General features: G+C 62.5%; 2 protein-coding genes. One reads left to right on the plus strand and one right to left on the minus strand.

Features of this window, described 5'->3' with window-relative positions:
- Nucleotides 1-76 precede the first annotated feature (76 nt).
- Entirely contained in the window at nucleotides 77-1,291 is a 1,215-nt protein-coding gene (locus NW860_RS07905) for an anion transporter (protein WP_414513486.1), read from the plus strand.
- A 16-nt stretch (nucleotides 1,292-1,307) separates the two neighbouring features.
- Here NW860_RS07905 and NW860_RS07910 read toward each other — a convergent pair.
- Nucleotides 1,308-1,537, minus strand: a 230-nt coding sequence (locus NW860_RS07910; protein WP_414513488.1) for a hypothetical protein, incomplete at its 5' end; no start/stop codon positions are given.

Genomic DNA, 1,537 nt, shown 5'->3' on the forward strand with positions numbered 1-1,537 from the left:
GGCCGATCTCAACTTGCAGCCGGCGGATCCGCGCCTATTTGGCTACGAGTTCTAGGGGTGGCTAAGAGGCTGGCAGGTGCAACAAGCGCTGTCTTGGCTGGTGCTGCTCCTGAGCTATGTCGGGCTGGGGCTGGGATCCCTGCCCAGGCTGCGCATGAACCGGGCCACGATTGCCCTGGCGGGATCCGCTTTGCTGATTGCCCTAGGAACAGTGCCGCTGCTGGAGGCTTGGGCAGCCATCGACGCGACCACGATTGTCTTTCTCCTCAGCATGATGGTGGTGAACGCCAGCTTGTCCCAGGGCGGCGCCTTCCAGCTAGCTTTGCTGGGCCTGATTCGGGTTAGCCGCAGTCCCTTTGGCCTTTTGCTCATGCTGGTGTTCGGCAGCGGGCTGCTCTCGGCCTTTCTCCTCAACGATACCCTGGCACTGGTGTTTACCCCCCTCACGTTGCAGGTGACAGCCGTGCTGGGGCTGAACCCTATTCCTTACCTCTTGGGCTTGGCGGCGGCCACCAACCTAGGGTCTGTAGCCACCCTGAGCGGCAACCCGCAGAACATCCTCATCGGCTCCTTCTCCGGGATCGGCTACCTGGAGTTTGCCGCCCAGATGACCCCGATTGCCGTGGTGGGGCTGCTGTTGGAGGTGGGGCTGCTGTGGCTCTACTACCCCGAGGTGCGCTCGCTGCAGCCCTTCGCCCAGGTGCCTTGGACGCCGCTGCGCCTCTATCCCCCCCTGTTGCGCAAGAGCGTGGCCATTACAGCAGGCCTGTTTGGGGCCTTTGTGGCCGGCCTGCCCCTAGCGGAGTCGGCCCTGGTGGCGGCGGCCTTGCTGCTGATTACCCGCCGGCTGAAGCCGGAGCGGTTTTTGGGGCAGGTGGACTGGAACTTGCTGGTGATGTTCTCCGGGCTGTTTATCCTGACACGGGCAACCCGAGAGCTGCTGGCCGGCTGGGGAATGAGTCTGGGGCCCTGGGCGGAGCAGGTGGCGGGATCCCCGTTGGCGCTGCTGGCCGCTGTCGCCCTCTTGTCCAACCTCATCTCCAACGTGCCGGCGGTGCTGCTGCTGCAGTCGCTGCTCCCGCTGCAGGGAAAGACGGCCTGGCTGTTGCTGTCTGCCGGCTCTACGCTGGCCGGTAACTTGACTCTGTTTGGGGCAGTGGCCAATTTAATTACCGTCGAAGCGGCAGCTAGAAAGGGGTATGTGTTAACGTTCGGGGAACATCTCCGCTTTGGCCTGCCCCTGACGCTGCTTACCCTTGGGTTTAGCGGTCTGTGGCTGGGTCAGCCCTGAGCCTTGCCGGGAGCCCTCACTGGGCACTAAGGGCGGCCAAAAGCTCATCTGCCAACAACACTGCCGTGTAGACCAAAGCCTGTCGCTGCTCAGGCGAGAGATTGCCAATGGCAGTTTGGGGATTGCTGAGCATGCCCTGCAACACCCTGCTGGCCACGTATTCCCGTTTGGAAACGCCAGGGCTAGAGATAGTGGGGTTATCCAGGGAAAACTTTTGGTGGTGCTCAAAGGGAAAGGCGTATTCAG

Origin of the sequence: Synechococcus sp. F70.1, assembly GCF_047502745.1 — a bacterium.
GTDB lineage: Bacteria > Cyanobacteriota > Cyanobacteriia > Thermostichales > Thermostichaceae > Thermostichus.